The sequence below is a fragment of the Haladaptatus litoreus genome (assembly GCF_900156425.1).
GTDB classification, from domain to species: domain Archaea; phylum Halobacteriota; class Halobacteria; order Halobacteriales; family Haladaptataceae; genus Haladaptatus; species Haladaptatus litoreus.
Window position 1 is genome coordinate 65,893 of record NZ_FTNO01000006.1, and the last position, 26,553, is coordinate 92,445.

At 53.8% G+C, this 26,553-nt stretch carries 22 protein-coding genes; 11 read left to right on the forward strand and 11 right to left on the reverse strand.

The annotated features are described in order from the left end of the window. Positions 1 to 316 precede the first annotated feature (316 nt). Positions 317 to 1,552 (forward strand): Zn-dependent hydrolase, encoded by a 1,236-nt coding sequence (locus BW974_RS20270; RefSeq protein ID WP_076432410.1) that lies wholly within the window; start codon positions 317 to 319, stop codon positions 1,550 to 1,552. A gap of 81 nt (positions 1,553 to 1,633) precedes the next feature. Further along, positions 1,634 to 3,232, forward strand: a complete 1,599-nt coding sequence (locus BW974_RS20275) for an N-acyl-D-amino-acid deacylase family protein (RefSeq protein ID WP_076432412.1) — start codon at positions 1,634 to 1,636, stop codon at positions 3,230 to 3,232. Positions 3,233 to 3,386: 154 nt separating this feature from the next. Here the strand turns inward: BW974_RS20275 and BW974_RS20280 are convergent, their stop codons facing one another. Then, positions 3,387 to 4,985 (reverse strand): N-acyl-D-amino-acid deacylase family protein, encoded by a 1,599-nt coding sequence (locus BW974_RS20280; RefSeq protein ID WP_076432414.1) that lies wholly within the window; start codon positions 4,983 to 4,985, stop codon positions 3,387 to 3,389. A gap of 190 nt (positions 4,986 to 5,175) precedes the next feature. On the opposite strand from BW974_RS20280, the gene BW974_RS20285 reads away from it, so the two are divergent. After that, positions 5,176 to 6,708 carry a M81 family metallopeptidase gene (locus BW974_RS20285; RefSeq protein ID WP_076432416.1) on the forward strand — a complete coding sequence of 511 codons (1,533 nt, stop codon included), beginning with the start codon at positions 5,176 to 5,178 and terminating at the stop codon, positions 6,706 to 6,708. Positions 6,709 to 7,026: 318 nt separating this feature from the next. Here the strand turns inward: BW974_RS20285 and BW974_RS20290 are convergent, their stop codons facing one another. The 7 genes from BW974_RS20290 to BW974_RS20320 all read right to left on the reverse strand — a co-directional run bounded on the left by BW974_RS20290 (position 7,027) and on the right by BW974_RS20320 (position 14,005). After that, positions 7,027 to 7,464: a hypothetical protein gene (locus BW974_RS20290; protein ID WP_076432418.1), complete on the reverse strand. Its 438-nt coding sequence runs from the start codon at positions 7,462 to 7,464 to the stop codon at positions 7,027 to 7,029. Position 7,465: 1 nt separating this feature from the next. Beyond that, positions 7,466 to 8,605 (reverse strand): ABC transporter ATP-binding protein, encoded by a 1,140-nt coding sequence (locus BW974_RS20295; protein WP_076432420.1) that lies wholly within the window; start codon positions 8,603 to 8,605, stop codon positions 7,466 to 7,468. After that, positions 8,598 to 9,686 (reverse strand): ABC transporter ATP-binding protein, encoded by a 1,089-nt coding sequence (locus BW974_RS20300; RefSeq protein ID WP_084186413.1) that lies wholly within the window; start codon positions 9,684 to 9,686, stop codon positions 8,598 to 8,600. The genes BW974_RS20295 and BW974_RS20300 overlap by 8 nt, the downstream gene beginning before the upstream one ends. Beyond that, positions 9,687 to 10,625, reverse strand: a complete 939-nt coding sequence (locus BW974_RS20305; protein ID WP_076432422.1) for an ABC transporter permease — start codon at positions 10,623 to 10,625, stop codon at positions 9,687 to 9,689. It lies immediately after the preceding gene. A 1-nt stretch (position 10,626) separates the two neighbouring features. Continuing rightward, entirely contained in the window at positions 10,627 to 11,610 is a 984-nt protein-coding gene (locus BW974_RS20310; protein ID WP_076432424.1) for an ABC transporter permease, read from the reverse strand. A gap of 46 nt (positions 11,611 to 11,656) precedes the next feature. After that, positions 11,657 to 13,390, reverse strand: coding sequence for an ABC transporter substrate-binding protein (locus BW974_RS20315; RefSeq protein ID WP_076432426.1), 1,734 nt, complete (start codon positions 13,388 to 13,390; stop codon positions 11,657 to 11,659). A gap of 114 nt (positions 13,391 to 13,504) precedes the next feature. Continuing rightward, the gene (locus BW974_RS20320) at positions 13,505 to 14,005 is read right to left on the reverse strand and encodes a hypothetical protein (protein ID WP_076432428.1); all 501 of its coding nucleotides are present in this window, start codon (positions 14,003 to 14,005) and stop codon (positions 13,505 to 13,507) included. 484 nt (positions 14,006 to 14,489) lie between these two features. Between BW974_RS20320 and BW974_RS20325 the strand changes: the two genes are divergently transcribed. The 8 genes from BW974_RS20325 to BW974_RS20360 all read left to right on the forward strand — a co-directional run bounded on the left by BW974_RS20325 (position 14,490) and on the right by BW974_RS20360 (position 22,448). Beyond that, entirely contained in the window at positions 14,490 to 15,212 is a 723-nt protein-coding gene (locus BW974_RS20325; RefSeq protein WP_139328956.1) for a DUF8054 domain-containing protein, read from the forward strand. After that, positions 15,209 to 15,646: a hypothetical protein gene (locus BW974_RS20330; RefSeq protein ID WP_076432432.1), complete on the forward strand. Its 438-nt coding sequence runs from the start codon at positions 15,209 to 15,211 to the stop codon at positions 15,644 to 15,646. The genes BW974_RS20325 and BW974_RS20330 overlap by 4 nt, the downstream gene beginning before the upstream one ends. Next, on the forward strand, positions 15,643 to 16,035 hold the full coding sequence (locus tag BW974_RS20335) for a hypothetical protein (protein ID WP_076432434.1): 393 nt from the start codon (positions 15,643 to 15,645) through the stop codon (positions 16,033 to 16,035). Before BW974_RS20330 ends, BW974_RS20335 begins: the two co-directional genes overlap by 4 nt. Before the next feature lie 73 nt (positions 16,036 to 16,108). Then, positions 16,109 to 17,701 (forward strand): N-acyl-D-amino-acid deacylase family protein, encoded by a 1,593-nt coding sequence (locus BW974_RS20340; protein WP_076432436.1) that lies wholly within the window; start codon positions 16,109 to 16,111, stop codon positions 17,699 to 17,701. Continuing rightward, a complete protein-coding gene (locus BW974_RS20345; RefSeq protein ID WP_076432438.1) occupies positions 17,698 to 18,828 on the forward strand; it encodes a mandelate racemase/muconate lactonizing enzyme family protein in 1,131 nt (376 codons plus the stop codon). The genes BW974_RS20340 and BW974_RS20345 overlap by 4 nt, the downstream gene beginning before the upstream one ends. A gap of 55 nt (positions 18,829 to 18,883) precedes the next feature. After that, positions 18,884 to 19,939: a DUF1611 domain-containing protein gene (locus tag BW974_RS20350; protein WP_076432440.1), complete on the forward strand. Its 1,056-nt coding sequence runs from the start codon at positions 18,884 to 18,886 to the stop codon at positions 19,937 to 19,939. Further along, positions 19,936 to 20,988, forward strand: a complete 1,053-nt coding sequence (locus BW974_RS20355; RefSeq protein WP_076432442.1) for a dipeptide epimerase — start codon at positions 19,936 to 19,938, stop codon at positions 20,986 to 20,988. Before BW974_RS20350 ends, BW974_RS20355 begins: the two co-directional genes overlap by 4 nt. A gap of 83 nt (positions 20,989 to 21,071) precedes the next feature. Further along, entirely contained in the window at positions 21,072 to 22,448 is a 1,377-nt protein-coding gene (locus tag BW974_RS20360) for a serine hydrolase domain-containing protein (protein ID WP_076432444.1), read from the forward strand. Positions 22,449 to 22,575: 127 nt separating this feature from the next. On the opposite strand, the gene BW974_RS20365 is transcribed toward BW974_RS20360, so the two are convergent. The 3 genes from BW974_RS20365 to BW974_RS20375 form a co-directional block, all read right to left on the reverse strand. Beyond that, entirely contained in the window at positions 22,576 to 22,980 is a 405-nt protein-coding gene (locus BW974_RS20365; protein WP_076432446.1) for a TRAM domain-containing protein, read from the reverse strand. A gap of 737 nt (positions 22,981 to 23,717) precedes the next feature. Further along, complete coding sequence (locus BW974_RS20370) at positions 23,718 to 25,007, reverse strand: glycoside hydrolase family 68 protein (protein WP_084186414.1); 1,290 nt, start codon at positions 25,005 to 25,007, stop codon at positions 23,718 to 23,720. Positions 25,008 to 25,307: 300 nt separating this feature from the next. Beyond that, the gene (locus BW974_RS20375) at positions 25,308 to 26,387 is read right to left on the reverse strand and encodes a TrmB family transcriptional regulator (protein WP_076432450.1); all 1,080 of its coding nucleotides are present in this window, start codon (positions 26,385 to 26,387) and stop codon (positions 25,308 to 25,310) included. Positions 26,388 to 26,553: the final 166 nt, after the last annotated feature.

Consider the following 26,553-nt stretch of genomic DNA (forward strand, 5'->3'; position numbering starts at 1 on the left):
TTGGAGCGCTTGTCAGGAGTATTCGTCCGTTGACTTGCTGGCCTCAACAACCGGAATGCTGTAGACGATAACAAGTTCTCTCCGTCTAAAAGTCGGAGTAAGTTCTTGTAGGTCTCATTTTCACGGATTCTGTTGAAATCAAACAGCACGCGGTTAGCGATATATACCTCATCGATGCGCCCGTCTGCAACCGCCATGCACTGTTGCGTGCTGAAACTCGATACTGTCATCCTATTCTCCCATACGAAAGCTGCCAAAAATCACGTCCTCCCATAGGAGGGCACAGATTGAATGGCCAACACACGAGTCAACATGTATGAAACAAACGGTCAATTCCGAACGATTGCGCCACCGATTTGAGATTTTCAACGAGATCGGTGCGACTGAACGTGGCGGCGTGAACCGTCCGTCGCTCTCGGAGGCAAATCAGGAAGCGCGTGACCAGCTTGTCAAGTGGTTTACGGACACAGGCTTAGATGTGGCGATCGACGAAATGGGTAACGTGTTCGGTCGGCGCGACGGTACGGATGACTCGCTCGCCCCCGTGTTGGTCGGATCGCACATCGACAGCCAGTACAACGGCGGACGGTTCGACGGAGTCGTCGGTGTTCTCGGCGCGCTTGAAGTCACCGAAACACTAAACGACCAGGGCGTCGATACCAAGCGTCCGATCGAGATCGTCGCGTGGAGCAACGAGGAAGGTGTGCGTTTTCAGCCAGATATGCTGGGAAGCGGAGTATTCGCTGACATCTTCGACCTGGATTACGCTCGCTCGCGGGAGGACAAGGACGGTCGCACGTTCGGGGATGAATTGCGGCGCATCGGCTATGATGGCGAAAGGTCGTGTAAACCTCGTGACCTTCACTGCTACTTCGAGCTGCACGTCGAGCAAGGCCCATACCTCCACGAGATAGGGCGGAGTGTCAGCGTTGTTGAGGGTGTGTACGGTTTCTCGTGGATGAACGTTGTGTTCGAGGGGAGCGCCGATCACGCTGGCCCAACGCCCATGAACCTGCGCTATGACGCATTGGTCGCGACCAGTGATGTTGTTGAGTCGGTTCGGCGCATTGCTGGAACGGAGGGCGAAGACCTCGTCGGTACAGTCGGATCGCTCGACGTTTTCCCCAATTCTATTAACGTCATCCCCGAGCGCGTCGAGTTCACAATTGACTTCCGATCGTATGACAATGATGTGGTCGACGCAGCCGTCGAGCGAGTTCAACGCGAAATAGAGTGGGCCGCCGAACGAGAAGGAGTGGACTGGGAGTTCGAGGAGATCATGCGCGTGGATGCCGACCCCTTCGCCGATGAATGTATCGAGACAGTTGAGCGGGCAGCACGGGCGGTTGTTGGTGAAGATGACTATATACGCCTCGTTAGCGGTGCTGGCCATGATGCGAACTACCTGAACACAATTTGCCCGACGAGTATGATATTCGTCCCAAGCGTCGATGGTATCAGCCACGTTGAAGAAGAATACACTGAGTGGGAGGACATCGTGGCTGGTGTGAACGTCCTCTACAACGCAGTGCTAGAGAAGGCTAATGAGTAGGCTACGGTGGGCAATCCGCGGTTCGTAACTCCCTCTTATTATCGGGGGCGTGTTTTTCGTTCTGCTCAATAAATACCGCGTATGACTATTGACCTTCTCTTAGAGAGAGCGAAAATAGTGGACGGTACGGGCGCCCCATGGTTTCGCGGTGCGGTCGGCGTTACGGACGATGAAATCTCACACATAGTCCGCGAAGTTGATCATGATCTCGACGCCGACGAGATTATCAATCTTGAGGGCGCGGTGGTTGCGCCCGGTTTCATCGACACTCACAGCCACTCTGATATCGAACTGTTCGAGGATCCCACGCTCGCACCCAAACTCCGACAAGGGATTACGACTGAGATTCTGGGACAGGACGGTTTTTCAATGGCGCCGATGCACCGCGACGGCGGCGCCGAAGAATGGCAGAAACAACTCGGCGCGCTCGCTGGGCGCTCTGATAGGGAATGGACATGGGGTTCGACTGGAGATTACCTCGACGCGGTTGAGGAGAACGGCGTCGCTCCGAACGTCGCGATGTTGGTGGGTCACGGCACGGTACGATACAACGTGCTGGGGATGTCTGACCGCGCCCCTACCGAGGGAGAACTAAACGAAATGGCCGACTTGGTGACCGCCGCACTCGACAATGGTGCTATTGGCCTCTCAACGGGTCTCATTTACACGCCCTGTACGTACGCCTCCACCCATGAAGTCCAGACGCTTGCGTCCCAACTCGCTCCGTACGGACGCCCGTTCGTAGCACACATCCGAAGTGAAGGTCGGTGGATTTGGGAGGCGCTAGACGAATTCATCGATATCGGTGCCGAGGAAGACGTTCCGCTTCATCTCTCGCATTTCAAGATGGGTGGGCCGGTTCAGCACGGCAAAACGGAGCGGGCGTTCGGTATCATCGAGGCTGCCCGTGAGCGGGGAGTGGATTTCACTGCCGAGCAGTATCCCTATACCGCGGGGAGCACTATGCTCTCGGCGGTGTTACCGCCGTGGGTTCACGCCGAAGGCCCTGAAGGGATCCTCGAATACTTGCAGGATGAGGACGCTTGTGATCGGATCCGAAAGGACATCGAAGAGTGGCGTATCGACGGCTGGGAGAACATCGGCGCGCTCTCGGGATGGAATAACGTGGTCATCGCTAACGTACCAAGTGAAGAAAACAACCAATACGAGGGGATGAGCGTCATCGAAATTGCGGCTGACCGCGGCACCGATGCGATAACAGCCATTGCCGAACTACTGGTTGAGGAGAATCTAGGCGTGAGCATGACGCTTCACATGCTCGACGAGGACGACGTGCAAGACATCCTCAGATACGAACGAGTCTGTATCGGGTCGGATGGCCTATTCGGCGGTAAGCCCCATCCCCGCGTCTACGGCACCTATCCCAGAATCCTCGGCAAGTACGTTCGTGAAGAAAACGTTATGACATTGGAAGAAGCAATCCGGAAAATGACCTCGCTCCCGGCCCGCGCGATGGGTTTGGACGAAAAAGGAATCATCAAACGCGGCATGGACGCCGATCTCGTTGTCTTCCAGCCCGAGGTCGTTGAAAGTCGCGCGACGTTCGAAAATCCCTCTCGCCATCCGAAAGGTATTGATCACGTTCTCGTTAATGGTGAATTCGCGGTACGAGACAAGGAGACAACTGATGATCTGCCCGGGAAGGCGGTCACGAAGTAGCCGGTCGGGCGAGAACTCGAGCAGTCAAAATCGTCTCTCAGAGCAAATTAGTGTTTAGGAAAGCGGATTCTATCTAATTGCCTTAGGCTGCGTTTTCTTCTACTGCCTCACCCAAATCGACAGTACCGCCGAAACGGAATATCATTGTAATCTGTTATGCCCGAATTACATCACCGGGAGTTGCGCTGGTGGTCTCGCTGTCCCTGACTACGAACTCACCGTTAACAATCACGTGTTGGACACCACGTGGATGCTGTCGCGGACGGTCATACGTTGCAGTATCGGTGATAAATGCGGGATCGAACACCACGAGGTCAGCATCCATGCCGGGTCGGATTACTCCCTTCGAGTCGAGATCCATAACTCGTGCAGGCAGTGAAGTCATCTTTCGGATCGCCTCCTCAAGCAAGAGGACCCCCTCCTCACGGACGTACTTGCCGAGGACGCGAGGGTACGTGCCGTATGTTCGCGGATGCGGTTCGGTCCCGAACAGACCATCGGTGGCGATACCCACTCGCTCGTACTGCATGATTTTACGCACATCGTCCTCATTCAATGTGTGTAAAATCATCGAGGGTGTGAGGTTCTCATCGTACAGCAGATCACAAACCGTCTCGACTGGGTTCTGGTCGAGCTCGTCGGCGATAGCGGCGACGCTTGCGCCTTCGTAGTCCGTCCATATGTCTGTGTTGAGGTTCCGAACGTCGATATTTTCCCAGCCAGTGCGGGGTCCCTGATTCTCCCAGCTGTCGATACGCCACTCTTCGATGTCCTTTCGGATACGCTCCCGACTCTTGTCATCGGCGAGATATTCAAGCGCTCTGTCTGGCCCGTCGGCGTGAACCCATGGTGGCAGAACCGCTGAGAGGAGCGTGTTACCGGCGAGATACGGATATTGCTCGGCGGTGATGTCGACGCCGCGATCGCGCGCCGACTCAAGCAGATGGTTTGCGCGGTCAGCGTGCCCCTTTTTCGCGCCTCCAATGACCTTATAGTGTGAGAGATGAAGCGGAACGTCTTCCTCGGCACCGATATCGATGAATTCATCGAGTGCTTTCCACATCTCGTTCCCTTCGCTTCGAATGTGCGCCACGAACGGACGTCCGTACGGAGCGAGTTGGGCGGCCAGCGTCTGAACCTCATGGGTAGAGGCGTTCACCTGCGGCGAATACACCAGTCCGGTTGAGAAACCAATGGCACCGTCGTTGAGCGCGGCGGTCACCAAGTCGGCCATTTCGTTTAGTTCTGCTTCGTTAGGAGTGCAGTTAGACATCCCCAGCACGTTGTATCGTACCGTGCCGTGACCCACCAGCATCGCGACGTTCGGAGCGACGCCGTTCTCCTCAACCGCGTCGAGATATGAGGCGGTATCGTCCCACGACCAGTCAAGCGTCACGTCGCCGGCGAGACCCGAGAGGTGGCGTTGCCATTCTTCGGCACCGCCGTCGCGGTGCATCGGCGCCATTGAAAAACCGTCCTGTCCCAGAATCTCAGTCGTAATCCCTTGGTGTACCTTTGGTGCAAGTAAGGGGCTTTCGAATAACTGAAGGTCGGAATGACTATGAGTGTCGATGAAACCGGGCGCAACTACTTTGCCCTTGACATCAATTATTTTTTGTGCTTTCACGTCACCCGTGTCGCCCCGGACGATACTCGATATTTTGCCGTTCCGCACCGTTACGCTCCCGCGGAACCACGGTGCTCCCGTCCCGTCCACGATGTGGGCGTTCTTTAGTAGTAGGTCGATATTCATTGGGATACCTCGAAGAACGTCGTTTGTGTCTTTCGCATATGCCTTTTATTCGCGTAGGGTATGTTAACAACACACCTTCTCATTCGAGGTATTCGTTGGTACGCAACAATGATCTGAAAAGAAATTAGCTCAGTCCCAACTGAGCATGAACGGGTGTTACTTTAAAGAGGTTTAGTTGGTACTTGTTCACATGACAGACAAAACCGTTCTCGTGGGGAACTTCGCTCATGAAACAAACACGTTCGTAACTTCTAAGACTGGCAGAGATTTGTTTAAGGAGCGCCGCGAGTACTTCGGCGACGAGATCCCCAAAAAGCTCCAGGGAACTAATACGCAAGTTGGCGGTGTCATCGATGTAGCCGAAAACAACTCCGTGGAACTGATTCATACGGTCGCGGCCACTGCGACACCGAGTGGGCTCGTCGAAGCCGACATCTATGAGTTTTATTGTGAGCAGATTCTCGACGGAGTTCGAGAGCACGCCGCCGACCTAGATGGCGTGATGTTGTGTCTTCATGGCGCTATGGTGCCCGAAGGACTGGATGACGGCGAGGGACCGTTGATTTCGAGCGTACGAGAAATCATCGGTGAGGAGGTTCCCATCGCGGTGACGCTTGATCTCCACGGAAACATCACCGACGAAATGGTTTCTAAGTCAGATGTGCTCATTGGCTTTGAGTCATACCCTCATACGGATATGGCCGACACCGGTCGCACTGGGATGCGTGAACTCATCCGGACGATTCAGAGCGACATTGACCCAGTGAGCCACATCGAGCGCCCGCCCGTTCTCGCTATGGGACCCAAGCAAAATACCCGGGAGGGACCGATGGCAGATGTAATGGCGAAAGCCCGTGAGTACGAGGAGCGCGACAACATCGTGAAGGTTAGTGTCTTTCCTGGTTTTCACCAGGCCGACATCCCTTCAATGGGATGGTCAATTCCGGTCATCGCCGACTCCAATTCCGATGCGGCACGGGAGGTCTCACGCGAACTCGCCGAGTATATTTGGGATCGCCGCGAAGACTTTGTCAGCGACTATCCTGAACCACCGGAGGCCGTCGCAGAGGCAAAGCGGCTTGCCGCCGATCTTGACCCAGACGACGGCTTCGTCCTGATGGCCGACGTGGGTGATAACCCCGGTGGCGGCGGTGCGGCGGACGGTACGACGGTTCTCCGTGAGATGATCGACCAAGAACTTACGAATGCTGGGTTCGCTATTGTTCGCGACCCGGAAACGGTAGCTCAATGCGTCGATGCGGGTGTCGGCGAGCGCACGAATGTGAATCTCGGGGGCAAGACCGACGACTTCCATGGCGACCCCATCGCCGATCTCAACGTATACGTGAAAGCCGTCACCGATGGTGAGTTCCGCAACACCGGACCGATGGGAACCGGCGGCGAGAATCACCTCGGTCGGACAGTGCTTATTGAGTGCGGCCAGGACGATGGCGTCAGCGTCATTATGACTGAGAACCGGATGCAACCTCTTGACGCTGAAATTTGGCGGCACGTGGGTATCCAGCCCGAACGCCTCAACGTATTGGTTGTCAAGTCCACGAACCACTACCGGGCTGACTACGAGCCAATGTGCTCGACAAACATACCTATCAACAGCATTGGTCTCGTAGCGATGGACCCACGAAAGTACGAGTTCGAGCGGATTCCGCGGCCTCAGTTCCCGCTTGACAAGATGACAGATGAAATGTACCCAAACTGGTGAATTTCGGAAGAAACGATGATCAAGTTCAGTAGATTGGCAGTCTTTTCTACTTCTATCTACCTAGATTGATATGTCAGACAAAAATTATGCGGAGAAATGTTCTAACCTGCTTGGGGTCGTTGACCGAAACATCCGCGCATTGTCACAGTATTTCCTTTCTGACAATGTGGGGGAATGTCGCTGAAACGACTACATCTTTAGAGGCGACTGAGAAGCCTCTTACAATTCTGCGATTGCTATTGTCGATGATCGCTTTCAGTGGATTATGTTCTCGGAATATGACTCTGCAACACGGTTTAAAAGTGAATCGCAGTTTTTCTACCGTGTTACTTCGGCGTACGTATTCCGAATAATATAACTAATAAAAGTTCCCATGAGGAGGAGTGTCATCGCCAACAGCGCGAACAGGAATGTTTTGCGTAGCCCAGACAAATATAGCGATCGCTGAATAAGGACGGCGTTGTACCATCCGACGAGCGCTGGAAAAGTGTAGACAACGAACCCGGTGACGAAGGCTATAAGCGACGCGGCAAAGACAACGAGCAGGCGATCGAGCATCGACCGAGTGATGTAATCGATATATGCGCCGAGGAGAATGACACCTACCAGAGTGTACCGAGGAAGCGGAAGCGATGAAATAGGGTAGATAAGTATATACCCGATCCAACAGCCGGTGATGAATCCTACGAGAAGTGCGATGAATGCACTTCTGCGACGTCCCGTGAGCAGGTGGTTCCGCGTGACGTCGTCGCCCACGTCAGTCGCTTTCCGCGTTATGGCTGACCTCTTTGTCGGGTTCCTCGTTGAGGCTTACCTTTCGGTGGGGATTCTGTTTTACGTCGTCGCGCACGTCTTCGCGCTCGCGTAGTTGCTGTTCGAACTTCTTGGCATCGTCGGACTCGTAGTAGGCGTGACACGCGACATCGCGGGGCTCGCCCTCATACTCAACTTCACAGAGAGGTGGATCGATATAGTCGCAGATGGCTTCACGCTCGGGACATCGACCCTTAAACCGGCAGCCAGACGGGAGATTTATCGGATCGGGAATAGATCCCTGAATCTCGACGTGCTCGCGCTCGCGAAAGGGGTCAGGCTCGGGAGCTGCCCCGAGCAGCGCCTTTGCGTAGGGGTGCGTTGGGGTTTGGATGACCGTCTCGGTCTCCCCGAACTCAATAATGCGACCTAGATACATGATGCCGATACGGTCGCACACTTGTCGAAGTAGAGATAAGTCATGGCTAATGAACAGGATGGTAAGGTCGAGTTCCTCGTTGAGCCGTTGGAGCAGGCTCAGCACGCCCGCTCGGATCGACACATCAAGCATCGAAACTGGTTCGTCGGCCAGCAGGAAGTCGGGTTCGAGCACCAGAGCTCGCGCGATGGCGACCCGCTGTTTTTCGCCACCTGACAGTTGATGAGGGTAGTTTTCCAGATATGCCTCGACCGGTTCGAGTTCGGCGCGTTCGAGCGCCTCAACCACCCGAATATACCGCTCGTCGGGGTCACCGATGCCGTGAATCTTGAGGGGTTCGACCACAGTATCATACACTGTCATTCGGGGATTGAGGCTTTCAAAGGGATCTTGGAAGATTATCTGAACGTTCCTGCGGAACTCCTGTAGTTCTGCTCCAGTGATGTCGGTCACCTCTTTGCCTTCGAACCGAATCGTACCATCGGTCGGTTCGAGGAGTCGGATGAGCGTCTTGCCTGTCGTGGTCTTTCCACATCCAGACTCGCCAGCAAGGCCGACAATTTCACCCCGCTCTATTTTGAGGTCGATGCCGTCTACCGCACGGACATATTCGGGTTCGCCGAATAGGCTATCGAAAAGTCCCTGTTGCTGGCCGAAATACTGTTTCAGCCCTTCACATTCCATAATAATGTTACGATCAGTCATGAGTCATTCCTCCAGTAGCCGCTGATTCCTTGCCAGTGTCCTGCAGTTGCGCCCACGTTTCCCGTTCTTTCGCATCCTGTCGCATCTGTTCGACGCGTTCGTGATGATAGCACGCCGAGAAGTGGTCGTCGCCCACCGACTCTAACGGCGGATGCTGCGTCGCACATTCTTGACTGGCGAACGGACACCGCTGCATGAACCGACAGCCGCTTGGGAGGTCCACAATAGACGGCGGACTACCGGGGATGGAAATAAGGTCTTGTTGCTTTCCTCGGAGTGATGGGAACGCGTTCTGTAGCCCGAGGGTGTAGGGATTGTACGGACTCGCGAAAATTTCTCTAAGATCGCCGTACTCCATCAATTTTCCCGAATACATCACGCCCAGTCGATTGCATGTTTCGGCGATGACGCTGATATCGTGAGAAATAATGACAACTGAAATACCGAGTTGGTCTCGAAGCTCTTTAAGCCGCTTGAGAATTTGATCTTGGACGATTACGTCGAGCGCAGTTGTCGGTTCGTCGGCGATTATAAGATCAGGGTCAAGTGCGAGCGACATCGCGATATATGCCCGCTGTTTCATCCCTCCAGAAAACTGGTGAGGGTAATCATCCATTCGATCAGGATCGAGACCGACGATTGTGAAGAGTTCGGCTACGCGCTCTCGCGCCTCGGCTGTCGATGTGTCCCGATGGGCCTGAATCGCCTCGATTATCTGTGAGGAAATACGATGGACAGGGTTGAGCGCATTCATCGCGCCCTGACTGATGAGTGAGATGTTCTCCCAGCGAAGGGCGTCCATCTCACGCTTGTCGAGGTTGTTGAGTTCGACACCCCGAAATTGAATTGATCCAGAGGCAACCTCACCGTTCTGTGGTAGGAGACCAAGGATAGCTTGAGCCACAGTCGATTTCCCACAGCCAGATTCACCGACGAGACCGAAGATTTCGTCCTCGCCGATTTCAAAGCTGATTCCATCAACTGCGGTAAGATATCCGTCGCTTGTCCGATAGTTCACGACGGCGTCCTTGACCGCCAACAGCGGTGCATCTTCGTCGAAGTTCGAGTTTGATTGATTCATTTACTGCTCCTGAAGCTGTGGGTTGACAACTTCCTCGTAGCCCCGTCCCACGAGGTAGGCTCCTGTCACAACGAGCGTAATAGACAGTCCTGGTGGAATCACCCACCACCACGCGGTACCGAACGACTGGGTGACGAACGCCCGCTGAAGCATCACGCCCCACGAGGGAACCGACGGGTCGCCGAATCCGAGGAAGGCGATGCTTGCCTGCGCGACGATAGAGTATCCCACTGCGATGGCAGCGTAGAGCGCCGACAGCGGGATAACGTTCGGGAGAATGTGGACTGTCATGATGCGGAAGTCGCTTGCTCCCGCAGCCCGCGCGGCCTCGACATACGGGCGCTCGCGCACCGTCAACACTTCAGACCGGATGACACGGGCGGTTGAAAGCCAGTACAGAAGGGCAATGCCAAGGATGATGTTCCACACACTCGCGCCAAGTACCGTCACTAGAACGATAACGAACGGGATGAATGGAAGGCCATAGAGGATGTCCACGGATCGCATCACCACTTCGTCGACCCAGCCGCCATAATACCCCGCAATAACACCGATAGTCGTTCCGATAACTGCGACCATGAACGCACCCAGTAGACCGACGAACATTGCGATCCGAGCACCCAGCAACAGTTGTGAAAGCACATCATGGGCGGCCTCAGTCGTCCCAAGCGGGTTAGCCAGCGTTGGCGGCTGGAGACTAGCCCATGACCCGTCTGCAGCGTAAATGCGCTCATACGGCGCGTACGGCACGATGTAGGGTGCTGCCAAGGCGACCAGAATGTAGAAGGTGATGATAATTAGACCCGCAACTGCCATCTTTGACTGGACAAAGACACTGGCTTGCTCGCGGGCAGTTCGGCGGAGGTTCTGGAGAAATCGCCGCCATCCTTTCTTAGTCTCAATGCGTTTCTGTGTCGATCGTGAAGTTTCCTCATTCATCTTAGGTTCCTCCAAGTTCAACCCGTGGATCAAGGTACGTATATGCGATGTCGGCTATGAAGTTCATCGTGATCACGATAAAAGACATAAGTGCGAACGCGCCTTGCGCGACTGGGTAATCGCTCCGAAGCGCTGCTTGTACCATCTCACGGCCGAGGCCAGGCCAAGAGAATACAGTCTCGATAAGCACCTGTCCACCGACTGCGAATCCGACCGCAATGGCGAACGCCGTTACCACTGGAAGAATCGCATTCCGAACCGCGTGCTGGAACAAGATGCGTCGATTCGTCAGTCCCTTGGCACGCGCTGTGTCGATGTAATCTTCCGAAAGTACTTCGAGCAGATTATTTCGCATTAGCAGGAGTGGTAGTCCGGTATAGTAGGTACACAGTGTGAAGACCGGGAGTGCGAGGTGATAGAGGAAGTCGACACTCAGGAATTTATCGGCAGTCCCTGAGTAATTCGCGGTGACTCCGCGCATCCCACCGAGCGGGAACATTCCTAATTCGAACGAAAATATATAAAGGACAATCATTCCGGTCCAGAATACAGGTGTTGAACGGAGCAAGAGAACAACCAGCATGCCAGCGCGCTCTTTGGTCGTTCCGCGGATCCACCCAAGTTGGGCGCCGAAGTAAATGCCGAAAGCGTACGAAATAGTGAACGCAGTCAACATTAGTGCCATTGTGTTGATGAACCGGTCGCCAATGATGCTGGTCACTGGTCGGCTATAATAGAATGATTGGCCGAAGTCTAACTGGACAACCTGAGCCATGTACAAGAGATACTGTTTCCAGAGTGGTTCGTTGAGTCCGAACTCCTCTATGACGCGACGTTGAGCTTCTGGCGACATACGTGGACTCATGATTGCTGACATTGGTCCACCAGGTACCATCCGGAAGAGGAAGAACAGGATAGTGACCACTGTAAATAGTGACACCACCATCAGTGCTAAGCGTCGAGCGACGTATCGTTTATTGACCATTTTTATTTTTAGATTATATTAATGGAGGAATTGTGGAATACGTTAGCTATGCACCAGTTTTCCCTTCAGGATAGTAGAGATTTCCGTCATTGTCCCACACATACCCGGCATCTTTTAGGATTTCAATGGCTCCATTAACACCGTTCTCAAAGTACGGCGTGTCGGGATTATGCCAGAAGTTAAGGGTTTCATTGATCGGTGAATGTGCCTTGTTGCCAAAGCCGTCGTTGAGTTCCTCTATAATGACTGTTTGGGCACCAGTGATGAGCGCATTTGCAGCTTGTCGGAACGCAACGTCATCGAACGGTGGCTTTTTGGTATTGACCCACGTCGCCTGTCGGCAGTCGTCGGAGTTTTCAACAAGCGTGAGGTGTCCGCTATTTTTGACTGCGTCTTGGAGCGATGCAGGACTACCGAACCAGTAGTCAAGCAAGTCGTAGTCACCGTTTCGCATTGCTTCGAGTTCGGCGTCGCGAGTTGAAAGTGGCCGCTGGATGCGGGTATCGATATTTGGTGCAGCGAACGAATGATTTTTGAATGCAGGCATCTCAAAGCGTGAACCTTGATCCCAGTTGCCCCACTGGAACGGACCACTTCCCACAACAGGTGTGCCATTGGTTATTGACACCTTCCATGGTTCGGACTCATTGCCTGTCTCAGAGAGTATTTTCTCCCAATAATGCTGGGGCAGGATTGGCGTTAACCCAAGCGTGATCGCGATGTATGGTGCGTACGGTTCGGTTAGATTGAATCGAACCGAATGGTTACCGGTTTTCTCGACGCTCTCGGTCGTGTCGACCACATAGTTGACGTAGGCTGGTGGCTCAGTCTCTAAGATGAGGTTAAATGTGTACACTACGTCATCGGCGGTCACCGATTCACCGTCGTGGAATGTCATACCCTGCTTAAGATTCACGTTGAGCGTGGTATCGTCGGCCCATTCGAAGTCCTTCGCAGCCCACGGCTTCATTTGTTGCTTGGGGTCTGCTCGGAATAGGAAATCATGCATAAACCGAGTTGGCGTCCAATTTCTACTCGGACCGACCGCGTTGATGTGGAGCGGGTTCAGCTGATCCGAGGGATCCCAATTATTAGTGACAATAGTTTTACCCTTATTATTCTTAGGTTTGATTTGGGTATAATTCCATATATTGCGTAACCCCGTGACGTTCACTACAATTGAATCTTCCTCAAATCGGTCACTGTTGTAGGCGTACGGGTAGACATTGTAGAGATACTGATTCTCAACTCGCTGCTCACCCAAAATTTTCTGGGCCTCATGAACCAGTTTTTGTCGAGCATCTTTGTCAGTCTCTTTTCGCTGATTTCTGGCGACCTCGTTATAGCGGTCGTGGTTGAATCCGTAGTCGTTTTCCGCTCCTCCTTTGGCAAAGCGGTTGATGAGGATAGTATCAGGATCCCCGTTGTTTGCGCACCAGTTGTAGGTGGTTAGATGGAAATCTCCCTTGTCCTCACGAGAGGTAAGCACCGTGATTTCGACCGCATCGGTCACGACGTTCGCGCCAAGTTGTTCCCGAAACCGCTTGTCCACTAGGCGATTTGCTTGATAACGTGCGGGGTGGTACTGTTCAGTATTGCTAACATGATTGATTTTGCCAATTTTTCGCTCCTGAGGCAAGTTTTCTTCTATCTTCTTATTAGCGGAATTACCGCTTCCGTTTGGATTATTTTGGTTTGCACAGCCGGCTATACTCAGGGTAGCAATAGACGCTCCAGCAGCGCCCATTTGTCGCATGAATTCACGACGTTCTGTCTCCATGTCTAACCTTTTCGAATTTTATAGCTTATAGACACCCCCTATCTATGTGGGGGGTTAACACAACACTTCTCGATAGTCCAAAATTTTGTGACTGAGTGAAATTTTCTTCATGACTCAGACTATATATGCATTCAGAATAGTCATGTTCGTGCCGAGGCCTTCAACCGCCTCGTTATGCTTTTTAAGCGCCTCTCCCGCCCGCTCGAAGTGTGGCTGGGGATTCCCACATACTGCCTCCCTTCCATTGGCCTCCAACGTATCGAGGTTAGTTTCGACAATGTCGAGCGCTCGAATCATCTCAGCATGGAACGTCCGGAGATGTTTGTTGTGCTTTCCGAGCTTATCGACAGTCTCTTCACGATGTTCAACCGCCTGCTCAACAGTCAGAAATTCCGTGTACTCAACTAGTTCCTCGATGTTTCCTTCCTCACTGTCAAGCTCACGTTTGAGTTCATTGAGAGTCTCACGCTCGGCGGCAAGGGTATCATTGGTTTCAGTGAATGACTCGATTTCTCCGTCGTCGTACTGTTGTAGCTCCCGGCGAAACGCCGCCCGACGAGCCTCATCGTCCTCACCGACTTGTTCGGCAATTTGAATAATGGTCTCTAATCCCATGGAGGGGAAGGTCTATCGATGTGCTTGAATCTTCCCCCTCCTGAAATCAGGAGATGTTTAGGTGAAGGCGCCAGCGAAGATCGGTAGTGCGTGAACTTCACCGTATTTGAGCGACGGTGATGACTGCATTCCTTCAGTCGCGTACGTCGCGATCGCTGATGTGAAAGTTTTAAATTTCATAGCAATGACCACCCTGAATCGCTACCCACGGAGATAATTGAACAAACGCGGCAGGTAGTACCTTTTTCAGTTCCATTCAGTAGTGGTGTGATTGGGTTTGTACATGATCACTCACCACAGCACCTCTGACCCGAAAATATTTGTTAGTGCGCGGATGTCAATATTGTAAAATAATATTTGACTACCGTATATTTGAGGTGGATAATGTTTTACGCACTCCCTCAAAGGGTATGATGTGCGTTTCCATAACCCACGCTATACTGGCACGAACCGCTGTTGGCCTTGCACCGCAGTCAACGTGGTATTGCTTGGATTAGGAACAGCGGCACTCTATGCGGTCGGTGGCACCATTCTCGCAATTGCAGTGTTCACCCTCGGTGGGGCAGTCATTATGCTACACGGATACCTAATTCCCGGGACCCCGCAGCTAACACGCGCGCTCCCCGAGTCGATACTTGTTGCATTCGGCAAGAACGAGACCGATGTGTTTTCGTCCAATTTACCGGCGACCAAGGCACTACTCGCAGTGGGACTCCTTGATGAGGATTACCGGCTTCCGGATGAGATTGAAGAGCGAATTCAAGCCACCGCGGCTAAGGGTGTCAACGACTCCGACGTCCTTGAACGAGCAATTGTAAAGAAGTTCGACGGTGTAGTCGAGGTATCGGCGCGGCGGAACCTTGGTGGTGGCGAAAACTGGTTCGCCTTCGACACCGACGAGGTTGCAGTTCGCCAGTGGGAGGCCCGGGCAGTGGCCGCACTCGACATGGCAGTGATCGATCTCCTTGCCGAGCGTATTCCCGACTGGGACGACCGTTCCTCCGCGGATCGGACGGCGATGGCCGCGCTTTTGCGGTATGGACTACAGATGTGTCCGGTCTGTGGCAACGAGTTTGCTGAACCAGAGGGGCAACATAGGACCTGCTGTGGTGGCCGGTCGCTCGTCGGTGAGCGGCGATGTTCGGCATGCGACTACGCGCTAGTCGATCAAAACGACTTGCCGACTAACGTGGAGGATTTAGCGTGAGTCGGCGGGTCGTAGCGTCTCTTCTAGTTATTGCCTTGCTTTCGGGAGTAGTTATCGCCGAGGCTGAACAAAACTACGCTTCAGTCACCAGCCGCGACGAGACGTCCGCCGGGATCGCGGACACCCATATTGAGAACGGCGCTATTGTGGTCAACCTCCGAGTGAACAGCTCGATGAACGAACCCCTCCGAATTCAGTATGTCCATCTGACGGTTGCTCATCCCGGTTACAATGACAGCGCGAGCACACCCTTTAAAGGCCAGCGGTCACTTTTACCTGGTGAGAACGACCTTGCAGTTCACATTCCTGCACGACAAGTTTCTGGCAATTTATCGGCTGGTGACGCCGCGACCGTCTATGGCGAAATCGTGGTCTCGGTATACAACGGCTACGAGTTCGACATTCCTATCGAGAAGACAGAGGTGACGCTATGAGTGACCGAAATAAGCCGCGTGATGGACGCAAAGAAAGAAGCGTGCGCGATGTTGGTGCTGAATGGGACGAATGGACCCACCCCGCAATCAGCCATGGCGATGAACATGAGCGACCGGGGGAGGATGATGGCACCAGCGATAATAGAACAAGTGGTTACGTTTCATGGAAATCTCCTCCTTCTGAGCGTTCGCGAACGCCCCGTGAGGCGGTACGCACTCGCCTCAATCTCACCGACCGACAGTGGTACGTGGTCGAGACGCTTCTGCTGTTTGCGCCCTACCCTCTGTTCGTGATCGTATATATAAATATTCAGATAGATGGGGCTGTCTTTCTTGTCAGTACTCTGTTGTACTCGTTGTTCGCCATGTACGTAGGCATCTTCTCGTGAGCAAGGTCGGACCCTCTTGTGACCGACCTTGTGAGGTTCCGGACTTTAGGTAGGGGCCCGCGATTGGCGAGCCATGGGACACGATATCCTACTCAGAGACGGCCGAATCGTGGATGGTACAGGGTCACCGTGGTATCGCGGCGACGTGGCTATCACGGACGGTCGCATCGTTGAGATCGGACATTTCGAAGCCGACGCCGACGAGATTATCAATCTTGACGGCGCGGCAGTCGCACCGGGATTCATAGATATTCATACTCACTCCGACTTCACCCTTCCAGCGAACCGCGAAGCTCACAGTAAGGTTCGTCAAGGTGTGACCCTCGAAGTCGTAGGGAACTGTGGCACTAGTGCGGCCCCGCGGTACGGTGCGGCCGCCCAAGGTGTCGACGACTGGTTCGAGAGCAACGCCCTTGGCGATACTGTAGACGCCGACAATTGGGAATCGATGGCGGAATATCTCGACTACCTCGCGGCGGACATCTCACTCAACGTTGCATCACTCATCGGTCATGGCAACGTCCGGGCGGCGGTCGTTGGCTATGACGACCGAGTGCCGACCGAAAATGAACTTGTCGAAATGCGAGATATCGTCGCCGAGGCGATGGAGGACGGCGCAGTCGGCCTCTCATCAGGGCTGTTCTACCCTCCTGGATGTTACGCCGACACCGCTGAAGTGATTGCACTGGCGGAGGTGGCCACTGAGTACGGCGGCTTCTACGCTACCCACATGCGCTCAGAAAGCGACGATCTTATTGAGAGCGTTAAAGAGACGCTGGAAATCGGTCGTTGTGCAGACATCCCCGTTCAGATATCCCATCACAAGGCAATCGGTCCAAATAACTGGGGGAAAATACGCTACACGCTCCGGCAAATGGAGCTTGCGCGCGAACGCGACGGCGTGGACGTGCAGTGCGATCAGTACCCATACGTTGCTTCCTCAACTACGCTCGGGGCACTCCTTCCCAACTGGGCCCACGACGGCGGCGACGACGCGTTGCTCGAACGATTACAAGACGACAGGGATCGTGAGAAAATTCGTGATGAATTGGTAGCCGACGAAAAGAGCACGTGGGGCGGCATCCTCGTGACGAGCGTCCGGAATTCCAACCTGAAACACACCGAAGGGAAGACTATCGCCGAGCTCGCGGCTCAGGACGATAATAATCGTGACCCTGCGGATATCCTGCTTGATATAGTACTCCATGACGAGAACCGCACGATGCACGTCAACTTCGGCATGGACGAAGACGACGTGCGAACCGTCATGCGCCACGAGCTCACGATGGTCGGAAGCGACGGATCATCGCTAAAACAGGATGGGCCACTTGGCGAGGGGGTCCCCCACCCGCGAAATTACGGAACCTTCCCACGTGTTCTCGGCCACTACGCTCGCAACGAAGGAGTCGTTTCGGTCGAGTCGGCGGTTCATAAGATGACTGGAATGCCAGCTTCGCGGATGGGACTCGCCGACCGAGGTGTGCTAAAGGCAAATGCGAAAGCCGATGTAACCGTCTTTGATCCCAAAACGGTCGCTCAATCGGGCGACTTCCTGGATCCAGCAAACTATCCTGACGGCATCTCTTACGTGCTAGTCAATGGCCAGTTCGTCGTCCGAGAAGGCGACCATACGGGTGCTCGACCTGGGGAGGTGGTGACACTATGAAGGTAACTGATGTTAAAGTCATCCCGGTCTCCGTTCCCTCAGAAACCACCTATGAAACTAGCCTTTCGCTAGCGACTGCCGGCGAACAGACCTATGATCACGTGATCGTCCAGGTCGAGACCGACGCAGGCGTGACCGGCCTGGGTGAAGTTGCGCCGCTTTCGTCGTGGCCCCACGGTCTCTCGCAGGGCGCGATCTGCGTCTTAATTGAAGACACACTTGCGCCATTGGTTGAGGGACGACGACTCAATCATATTCCCCGAATTGTCGAGGACTGCCGGCAGGTGCTCTCTGGCGAGCCGTTCCCGCTCTGTGGCATAGACATGGCACTTTGGGATGCCCTCGGGAAGGCTCGCGGCCTCCCCGTATACGATCTGCTCGGTGGGCCCACGCGTAGCGACCCAACTATCGACCTCCACTATTCCATTGGTATCAAATCGCCAGACGAGGTGCGTGCCGACGCGACTCGTGCAGCTGAGCAGGGATTTTTAGCATTCAAAATAAAGGTCGGTAACCCCGACTTTGAAGCTGAGCGCGACGCAATCATGGCCATCACTGACGCGGTTCCTGATGCTAGAATCCGAATCGACGCGAATCAGGGATGGTCCGTCCCCGAGGCACTCCGAAAAATTCCAATACTCGACGATGCGGCGAGTGGTCTCGTCCTCGTGGAACAACCCATCGACTACGATGATATTGCGGGTCTTATCCGGGTTCGAGACGCTGTTGCGCCGCCAATTCTAGCTGATGAAGCTTGTTTTGCCCCACGAGATGTTGCTGCGCTCGCACAGGCCGACGCCTGTGATATCGTCAACATCAAACTCGCGAAAACAGGGGGTCTCAATCGGGCTCGAGAAGTGGCGACCGTGGCCTCTGCCCACGGCATGCCGTGTTTTATGGGAAGCATGCTTGAACTCGGTGTCGGTGCCGCGGCCAACGCCCACTTTGCGGCGGCGTGTCCGACCGTCGCGTATCCGACGGGCATCCTCAACGTCCACGCTAAAGACTCGCTTATCAAGGAGCGCGAGCAGTGGACTCCCAGCGGCGCAACGTTTACGCTTCCGGATGATCCTGGATTCGGCGTGACCATCGACACTGACGCCATTGCTAAGTACCGTGTAGAGTGACCCACCATAGGAGGGTGTAGGGTTTTCGTAGGGTGTGATTTATTTTAGTCAAGCCATGAATTTACGAGACAAGTTTGACGTGCCAGTTCCGGCGATAGTGCTCGCTGAGGGTGAATTCGGACGAACTGGTGGAAAGACCGCGAACGGTGTGGTGATGCACAGCGAAGTGTTTGACACGCGGATCGTTGTTGACTCCGAGACCGCAGAAGAGACACCCGCCGACGTGCTTGGGAGAGCCGACGCACCTGACATTCCTATTGTGGAGTCGGTTGACGAAGCTGTCGAGCGAGCACCTGAGGTAGAGGTACTCGTAATCGGGGTCGCACCCGCTGGTGGTCAACTCCCCGAGGCGTGGGTGACTGAGATCGAGACAGCCATTGAATACGGTTGTGACCTCGTTTCAGGCCTCCATGTCTTCCTCAGCAACGACGAACAGTGGTCGTCTTTGGCCGCCGACCACGACGCGCGAATCTTCGATGTTCGAAAACCACCTGCTGACGATGACCTGCGCGTGGGCGACGGGTCGGTGGATGATGCCTGCGCAGATGTAGTGCTTACGCTCGGTACCGACTGTGCTGTAGGGAAGCGAACGACTACGTTTGAACTCTACAAGGCAGCTCAAAACGCAGGTCTCAATGCTGGATGGGTGGCAACCGGTCAAACAGGGATCATGGTCGGTGCGCACCAAGGCGTGGTCATCGATCGCGTCCCTGCTGATTTCACTGCAGGCACGGTCGAAGACCTTGTCTCGAAAGTCGCCGAGAACCACGATCTGGTGTTTGTCGAAGGGCAGGCGTCACTCACTCACCGAGCGTATTCGAGCGTGACGCTCGCCATTCTCCATGGCACGTGGCCTGATGTGGTGGTGCTTGCCGACCAGCCTGACCGCGTCCAGCGGAGTCACTTCGAGCGCTTCCACGTAGACGGCGTCGAAACCGAGAAACGTGCTATTGAGAGCCTCTCGGACGCGACCGTGGCCGCGGTCTCGACGTGGGGTGACCCAGCTACTGAGGAGACCGAATACGACCTCCCCGCTGCGAACATCTATCACAAGGGTGGAGCTGCGGAGCTACTGTCCATGGTCAAACAGAGCTTGGAAGGCAGCGCATGAGCGAGATTACTAACGTGGCGGTCGAACCTCTTGACTTGCCATTGTCGGAGCCGTTCGAAATCTCTCTCGGCACTCAGTATGAAGCGTCGAACGTTCTAGTCACCATCGAGACGGCTGATGGTGTTATGGGCTATGGCGAGGGCGCGCCTGTCCCGACGGTCACGGGCGAGACACAGGGTGCGGCACTCTTCACCGCCGATACAATGGCCGACCTCATAATCGGGGAAGATACCGTGCACTACCGAAGACTTGTGAATAAGATTCGATCGGCATTTCCGGGGATGGCGGCGGCGGCGTTCGCTGTCGAAACCGCAATTCTCGATGTTTATTGTCGCGAGCGTGACATCGCGCTCTCGGAGCTGTTCGGCGGTCCACCGACGTCGGTCGAGACCGACCTCACGATTCCCATCGTTGACGTCGATACAGCCCGTGCGAGTGCGACGAATGCCGCTGCCGACGGCTTTGATCATCTCAAGATTAAGACCGGAAACGACGTCCACGAGGATGTCGAGCGTGTAGTCGCGATTCATGAGAGCGCGCCTGACGTCCATCTGAAGGTGGACGCAAACCAGGGATGGACACCCAAGGAAACCGCGTGGTTCGCAAAGGAAGTTGAAAAGCGCGACGTCCATCTCGACCTCATCGAACAGCCAGTTCTGAAAGACGACGTTGCGGGACTTGCACGCATTCGTGACCGCGTGGACACGCCTGTCGCGGCTGACGAGGCGGTGTTCAACTCTGAGGACGCAATCGAAGTTGTACGCCGGAACGCTGCCGACATTATAAACGTCAAACTTGGTAAGGCGGGCGTGCTGCAGGTCGCCGATATCGTCTCTATCGCGAAGGCCGCGAATCTTGAACTCATGCTCGGGTGCATGCTCGAAAGCGCAATTGGCATCCACACCAGCGCCCACGTTGTCGCTGGGACCGGTGCGTTCTCATACGTGGATTTGGACGGGAATCTTCTGCTCGCAGATGACGTTGCCGAAGTGGATCACGGTCCGACCATCGACATCGACGGTCCCGGACACGGCATCACACCTGAGTGAGTCTACCCTCGCCACATCAGCCCGGGTATACAGGCTGTGGTTACACAATCCCTAATGAACGAACACTACTACAAAAATACAATATGGATGAAATATTGACGGAGAAAATAGAGACGTTTGTACACAACTGGCTTTCAGACAGTCAGGTTCCAGGTGCCGCGCTCACGATAGTCGATCAAAATGGCATCCGGTACTCGAATGGGTTCGGTGCCCGCGAACTGAAGACGAACGCGCCTGCCACCGACCGAACCCTGTTCGGAATCGGTTCGTGTACCAAGTCGTTCACGACGCTAGCGATTATGCAGCTAGTCGAAGCAGGACAACTGAGCGTTGAGGACCCGGTTTCCAAGTATCTTCCACTTGCCGACGATTATCCGGGACCACCCGTCACCGTCCGCGATCTAATGACCCACTCATCTGGGATCCCAAGCGATGGCATGGCGGTAGTTCTCATTCAGCGTTACTCCGGTAGCGATGAAGGGTCAACGGCGCCACCACTTAGTAGTCGGTTGGACTTCGAAGCACATGTCCGTGGGTCGGCCGCCGCCCGCGATGACGGTGACCGCTTCTTCTACTACAACTCTGGTTACACACTCCTCGGCGAAGTTATTGAAGCCGTCACTGGGCAGGAATACGCGGCGTACATCGAATCAGAGATTCTTGAACCGCTCGGGATGGAACGATCGACGTTCGAGAAGAACGCGTTTGAGTCTGAAGACGACCGGTTGACCCCGTACTACAAAGATGACGGAACTCCGACCCCTGCTTCGTTCCCGTTTGACGAGCGTATGTACGCCCCCGGTGGCCTATTGTCCTCGGTTCGAGATCTTAGCTCGTATCTCCAACTCCAGATGAGCGGTGGTTCGTTCAACGGTGAGACACTCGTAAATGAAAGTTCCATCGCCGAAATGCACGACCGACATGCGACGCGCCGCGTCACACTTGACGGCGCTCGGCAGAAATACGGCTATGGTTGGATGATTCAGGATTTCCTCGGGGACACGTTAGTCGGGCACGGTGGCTCGGTCGGCGTCTCAAACGCATATGTTGGATTCCTTGAAGACGCCGGTATTGGGATTGCACTACTGTGCAATGCCGACGCAAATCCGCATCCAATGTATGTAGCTCCTGCTATTCTTGCCATCCAACAGGGTGACGATGAGACCGCCGTTCCGCAGTTTGCGCTCCGAGAGAAGTTCGCGCCGCTAACTAGAACTTACGAATCGTATCGAGGGATTATGAGAGCAAAGGTCGAGAGCAACGGAGGAACTCTTTCGCTGTTGCTGTCGAGTGGTGGACGAACGCGAGAATTGGTCTTGGTTCCGGAGTCGCTCGACATTGCCGACGGTCAGTTTTACACTGTGACCGAACATGGTGACCGCGTTTCCGCGACGTTCGAAGAGACCCCGAATGGATATGACCTCTTTTTCGAACGCTGGCGCCTCCATAGCACGGAGTAGCGAGAATTTCGACCTGTTGCAGTTCGAAGGTGACCTCCTTGCAATTCTTGATACTGCATTTACTCTCGTACACCGAGCTATAATTTCTATTTATATTATATCAATTCTAAGATCGACAGGTCATCAACTATTCGTTCTCTAATTCCCGATCGACGACTTCGGCAAAAGCGACAGTCGGTGTCACGTCCGTAATTTCGATACCCACACGTTCGTGTTGTTCCGTATCGGGAACAATAACAATATAGCCCCGTTCAACCTTGGCGATCCCATCGCCTTGGTCCCCAATCCCTTCGATTTCAACATTTCGGCGCTCTCCTTCCTCGACAGGCGGCCCAGAATCGTCGTGGGGTTGGGTCGACTCTACACTGTCTGTTGCATTTGATGCGGGTTTGATCAGAGCCACCCGGTACGTGCCATTTTCTTGGATAACACCATCTGTTAGCTCCTCTTTTGGGACCATGATGGTATAGGTCTCTTTTTGTTCCTCGATGCATTCGCTGAACAAGCAGAGCAACTCATCGGGGATCTCCATGACTTGTTTCGCCGGTGCACTAGCATAAATGTGTGCATGAATATTGGAGATAATTCAATTGAGGCCTACTGACGGTGTGGCTAGACGGACGCTTGCCGCTATCCACGCATGCGACCCAATATCTACGGTTACGATCGTTATTCGTTTGCGATAACGATGAGTAGCGTGTCATCAAGGCTCTCGATTACGATCGCTCTCGCCTTCATCGAAAACTCGTCGAATCCTTCGAGCGTATCATGGATGTTCGCGTGCAAACTGTCGAAGGCTGTCTCTGTCTTTGCACCCCCGTACTCATAGGTGTCACGCTGGAGTTTGGTAACGTAGATGCGTCCGGCGTGGTTCCCTCGACAGTGATGCGGTCTTCTTCAACGTCGCCAGTGAGCAAGTTTGTGCCTTTCTCGAACTCGCGAGCTTGCAACTCATCGATGCATTCGCCAGCGGACTGCGTTTTGCGGGCAAGTGCTTTTCTGTGGGCTTTCGCTTGTCTTTCTCAGCAACTTCTGCTTCGAGGTCGTCAACACGGTCAGTGGGTGACTGGACGTGCTTGGCGAGGCCGCTGATCGAGACGTTTTTGAGCGCACTGGAAGCTCCAGAAGTGGTGGTCTACCACGAACGAGGCTATCTCCGAACACGCTTGTACCACTTATCGGGGATCACGACGCAATCAAAGCCAAGATTCGAGAGTCCTTGTGACTGAGAACTCCCGGAATTCTGTAGGCTGATATTTTAGTGAAACCTCAGCCCGATCGACCGACTGATGGCAAGAAGTGACCGTCGTTGAGCTCGGCGACAATCTTTGTCTCTGTACCGTTAAGTTGGACTTTCAGACTGGGAGCAAGCGTTCCGCCAAAGAGTTCCTTTTGCTCTTCTGATGGAAGATAACCCACTTCGTCGAGGCTGATCGAACCGCGGGACGTATTGTCGAGCCCACGGAAGTTCTCGAAGCTTTCGACCAAGATGTTGTCCCCTTGGGGCATCGCAAGCCACGAATACGCTTGAAATGGTGCTTCTTCGGGATTTGCAATAACTAGTCCACTCTCGTTGAGCGGTTTGTAGTCACCATACAGTGAATCGCCCACGAACCCGTACAGAGCGTCAGGACCGCTCAGACCAGGCGCGAAAGTGAACTTGTGACTAATAGTGAACAGATACCACTTGCCGTCGTTGAATACAAAGTGAGGGCGCTCGAGCTGTTGGTTGGTTCCGATCGCTTCCATCACTGGCGGCAATAGTTCCCACTCGGTCAACTCATCATTTGTTGCCCGCATGACGCCGATGTTTCCGTTGAAGCTTTTTGGGTCGCTTGGATCCTTACTCCCAGTTGGCGTGTTCGCCTCGAACACGGCAAGGTCTTCACCCGTTTCAGGATGCTTGAAATACCACGGATCACGGAACGCATAGACGATACCTTGATCCTTTGATTGTTCCAGTGTCTGGTACATCTCACCGTCAGGCGTTCCCATGATGAGATGTTCTTGGTCGCCGGTCAGTTCGACGCCCTTTGGACTCGTTTCAATCGAAGCACCGATGCCCAGTGCGGGCCGCTGTCGGAACTCCGGCTCGGGACTGACAGCCGTGTAGAAGTGATAAATCTGCTCTTCGGTCTGATCATACATCGCAGAGCCGGCCCATTGATGATGGCCGAGTGGAGCGTCGAATGCCTTACCACCTTCTTGCCAATTCTTACCGTTCCGCGAGTAGAAGTACCGAATGGTCGCTGCATTGTGGCGGGCACCTGGGACGAGGTCGTTGGGTGCTGTGAGTGAGAAGACGATTTGCCACCCGTTAATCTTCACAATCGAACCATCGCGCGTCCGAAGTGGCCACGTGTCCCAAATCCAATAATCATCAGAAATCGAGTTGGGATTGTCGCTGATTACCGGTGCAGTGGTATCATCAGTCAGTTTGATCTGCTCTGCTTCTGCGCGTGTCCATTGGTCGGTACTGTCTGTTTCAACGGCAGCCGCTGAGCCATTCATCGATGAGAGACCCAGACTGGCAACACCAAGGCCAGCGGCTGTTTTCATGAAACTTCGTCGGTTCGTTTTCAGCGAGTCGTTCTCGTCTACCATTGCGATCAAATCTTTAATCTACCACTTGAATAAGTTTCTGGCGAGAATTTTGATTATAGAGATAACGATGCTTACGATTGCTATCTAACAAATTTAGCAATCTTCTACTACTAATAAAATAAAAAATTATTGACCTCATCTCTAACTCTCATGTAGATGATTAATCAAAATATGTCACGAGATACTATCGATGTGTCTGCGTCAAGGATTTGAATGGACGTGAAAAGTACTTTGTCCCGTGAACAAATCAACTAATCAATTCAGTCGAAAAGTGACCGACGTCGCTTCGTAATCTTCCAAAATCGTATTTTGTCCCCCAACACTGACTTCGCCTGCATCGGTCTCAATGTAGAGACTTGTCTCCAACGTATGTTCGTTGGTCGGTGGTTCAACGAGTGCCTGGCGGATTTGGCTCACTGTCCCGGAGATCGTCTTCCCGTTGGTCGTTTTGATGTCTGCCCAGAGATCCATCCCTGACTTTTGATGAAGCCGTGCGTGAAGGACTGCCTGCCAAAACCACTCGAACGTTTTCGGGAGCGAATCTGGTTCAGTGACGAAGACTTCCTCCCCTGCTAGCCAATAGACGCCAAAGAACATTCCGCGAACAGAGCCTGCTAAGTGTCGTTCCGAGACTGCGACACCGTCGCCACGATCGTGAGTTCCAGACAATAATTGGGCATCACCTATCAAAACCGACTGTGTTGTTTGATGCTTTCTTGACTGGGTATCTGTGGCAAACAGGAATAGGACATTCTCGCTCCAACACCGAACAACATCTGCGGCACCCCTATACCGCTTTCGCGCTTCTTCAAGGTCATCTACGTCTTGGACCAGGAGGAAAACAAGAAGATCTCGCCCGACTGCAGCCTGTAGTTCTGACTCAATTTCTGGGTATATTTGTTTAGGAATTGCAACGATAACTTCTCTTTGTGCTTTCGAGATGGCGTCTCGCAATCGTTTGATTGCAGTCTTTTGAGACTTCACCATCTTCAGCTCCGGAGTCCGAGGTTCTGTGTCGTTAAACCGATCTTTGAGAACTGGTGTTATCGAATCTATTCGACTTGCGAGGGTTGCCATCGATTCCTCCGGCGGTATGGCACGAATTGTCTTCGGTGACGCGTGATCGTTAACATGGACTAAGCCACGGTCTTCCAGCCGGTCGGTGATGGTGTATACCGCTTGCTGTGTGACGTCAGCGTCTTCTGAAATGGCACCCGTGGTTGCTTCTCCTTGCTCTAAGAGAGTGAGATAGACATCGATCTCTTTGTTCGAGAATCCGAACTCGCCTAGCTCTTCCCTAAGCATCCCGTCGTTTGGCTTACCGTCCCGAGACATTATGCTGGTCGTTGAGGCTCAGGGATAATTTGGCTGTTCATTCGTGTGTAGTTGTCTGGAGAGTAAACGACCTCGTCTCTATCGGCGCATACTCTTGTGAAATCATGTGCCGTTGGTGAACTCCATAGCAATCGTCGGTCAGAAAAAATTGCTACTGTTGGTAGCA

Coding starts and splice junctions, on each gene's coding strand:
- BW974_RS20270 (WP_076432410.1), top strand. CDS start 317: ATGAAACAAACGGTCAATTCCGAACGATTGCGCCACCGATTTGAGATT.
- BW974_RS20275 (WP_076432412.1), top strand. CDS start 1,634: ATGACTATTGACCTTCTCTTAGAGAGAGCGAAAATAGTGGACGGTACG.
- BW974_RS20280 (WP_076432414.1), bottom strand. CDS start 4,985: ATGAATATCGACCTACTACTAAAGAACGCCCACATCGTGGACGGGACG.
- BW974_RS20285 (WP_076432416.1), top strand. CDS start 5,176: ATGACAGACAAAACCGTTCTCGTGGGGAACTTCGCTCATGAAACAAAC.
- BW974_RS20295 (WP_076432420.1), bottom strand. CDS start 8,605: ATGACTGATCGTAACATTATTATGGAATGTGAAGGGCTGAAACAGTAT.
- BW974_RS20300 (WP_084186413.1), bottom strand. CDS start 9,686: ATGAATCAATCAAACTCGAACTTCGACGAAGATGCACCGCTGTTGGCG.
- BW974_RS20305 (WP_076432422.1), bottom strand. CDS start 10,625: ATGAATGAGGAAACTTCACGATCGACACAGAAACGCATTGAGACTAAG.
- BW974_RS20310 (WP_076432424.1), bottom strand. CDS start 11,610: ATGGTCAATAAACGATACGTCGCTCGACGCTTAGCACTGATGGTGGTG.
- BW974_RS20315 (WP_076432426.1), bottom strand. CDS start 13,390: ATGGAGACAGAACGTCGTGAATTCATGCGACAAATGGGCGCTGCTGGA.
- BW974_RS20320 (WP_076432428.1), bottom strand. CDS start 14,005: ATGGGATTAGAGACCATTATTCAAATTGCCGAACAAGTCGGTGAGGAC.
- BW974_RS20335 (WP_076432434.1), top strand. CDS start 15,643: ATGAGTGACCGAAATAAGCCGCGTGATGGACGCAAAGAAAGAAGCGTG.
- BW974_RS20340 (WP_076432436.1), top strand. CDS start 16,109: ATGGGACACGATATCCTACTCAGAGACGGCCGAATCGTGGATGGTACA.
- BW974_RS20345 (WP_076432438.1), top strand. CDS start 17,698: ATGAAGGTAACTGATGTTAAAGTCATCCCGGTCTCCGTTCCCTCAGAA.
- BW974_RS20350 (WP_076432440.1), top strand. CDS start 18,884: ATGAATTTACGAGACAAGTTTGACGTGCCAGTTCCGGCGATAGTGCTC.
- BW974_RS20355 (WP_076432442.1), top strand. CDS start 19,936: ATGAGCGAGATTACTAACGTGGCGGTCGAACCTCTTGACTTGCCATTG.
- BW974_RS20360 (WP_076432444.1), top strand. CDS start 21,072: ATGGATGAAATATTGACGGAGAAAATAGAGACGTTTGTACACAACTGG.
- BW974_RS20365 (WP_076432446.1), bottom strand. CDS start 22,980: ATGGAGATCCCCGATGAGTTGCTCTGCTTGTTCAGCGAATGCATCGAG.
- BW974_RS20370 (WP_084186414.1), bottom strand. CDS start 25,007: ATGAAAACAGCCGCTGGCCTTGGTGTTGCCAGTCTGGGTCTCTCATCG.
- BW974_RS20375 (WP_076432450.1), bottom strand. CDS start 26,387: ATGTCTCGGGACGGTAAGCCAAACGACGGGATGCTTAGGGAAGAGCTA.